Origin of the sequence: Bacteroides sp. 2_2_4 (assembly GCF_000157055.1) — a bacterium.
Lineage (GTDB): Bacteria > Bacteroidota > Bacteroidia > Bacteroidales > Bacteroidaceae > Bacteroides > Bacteroides ovatus.
In genome coordinates, this window is the sequence record NZ_EQ973399.1 from 1 (window position 1) to 1,259 (window position 1,259).

Below are 1,259 nucleotides of genomic sequence, written 5' to 3' on the forward strand. Positions count from 1 at the left end.
CCGACCATGAAAGACAGAGCCATGCAGGCTCTTTATCTGATGGCTTTGGAACCCATAACGGAAACAACAGCTGACGCCAACTCTTATGGATTTAGAAAGTTCAGAAGTACGGCTGACGCCATTGATGCCCTACACAGATGGTTAAGTAAGGATTGTTCTCCACAATGGATATTGGAGGGAGACATCAAGGGATGCTTCGACCATATCAGCCACGAATGGCTTCTCGATAACGTACGAATCGACAAGTGCATCCTGAAGAAATGGTTGAAAAGCGGAGTTGTGTTCAATAAACTGCTACAACCCACTCTGGAGGGCACTCCGCAAGGTGGCATCATCTCACCGATACTCGCCAATGCTACGCTTGACGGCATGGAAAGAATGCTGAAAGAGAGGTACAAGGTGAGTTATATCGATGGCAGACTTTATCATCCGAAAGTAAATTGCGTGCGTTATGCAGATGACTTTATCGTCACGGCAGACAAACGGGAAACATTGGAAGAGATAAAATGCATGTTGATTGAGTTTCTTGGGAAGCGTGGTCTCACGCTATCCCAAGAAAAGACACTGATAACACACATCAGCGAGGGTTCTGACTTTTTGGGGTTCAATGTTCGGAAGTACAACGGTACATTGATAATCAAACCATCCACTAAAAGTCAGAAACGATTTACGGAGAAACTGCACGAGGTCGTGTTCAAGAAGAACAAGGCTGTAGCGCAGCAGAAGCTGATAGAAGACCTCAACCCTGTATTGAGAGGATGGGGAAACTACTACAGCAGTGTGGTATCGAAAACTACGTTTAGTAAGATAGACCATATATTAACTAACCAGTTAAAACGATGGGCTTACAGGAGACATACGAACAAGTCGAGGAAATGGATAAAGGACAAATACTTTATCAAGGTCGGCACTCGGGATTGGATTTTCGGTTTCAAGTACAAAGATTGCGAAAAAGATGCTATCTTTACACTTATGAAGCTGGCTGACATACCGATTAGACGACATGTAAAGGTGAAATGTGAAGCTAATCCATACGACCCGACTTGGGATGCCTACTTCCGGAAGCGGATGCAGAAACGCAACCGCTCACGTACGTCCCGAAAGGGAACTTTATCGGAAAACGCTACCTGTAAAGGTGCGGATGAGCCGATTTAGTTTTATGAGAACTAAATTTTGAATTATCGGAGCTGTATGCGGTGAAAGTCGCACGTACAGTTCTTAATGGGGAAAGCGGCGGCAACGCCGCCAACCTACATAAC

At 45.0% G+C, this 1,259-nt stretch carries 1 protein-coding gene; it reads left to right on the forward strand.

All coding sequences use genetic code 11. The features are described from left to right. Positions 1-1,155 (forward strand): reverse transcriptase domain-containing protein (locus BSCG_RS00110; RefSeq protein WP_050428084.1); only part of this gene is annotated, 1,155 nt, incomplete at its 5' end. Between the last annotated feature and the right edge of the window lie 104 nt (positions 1,156-1,259).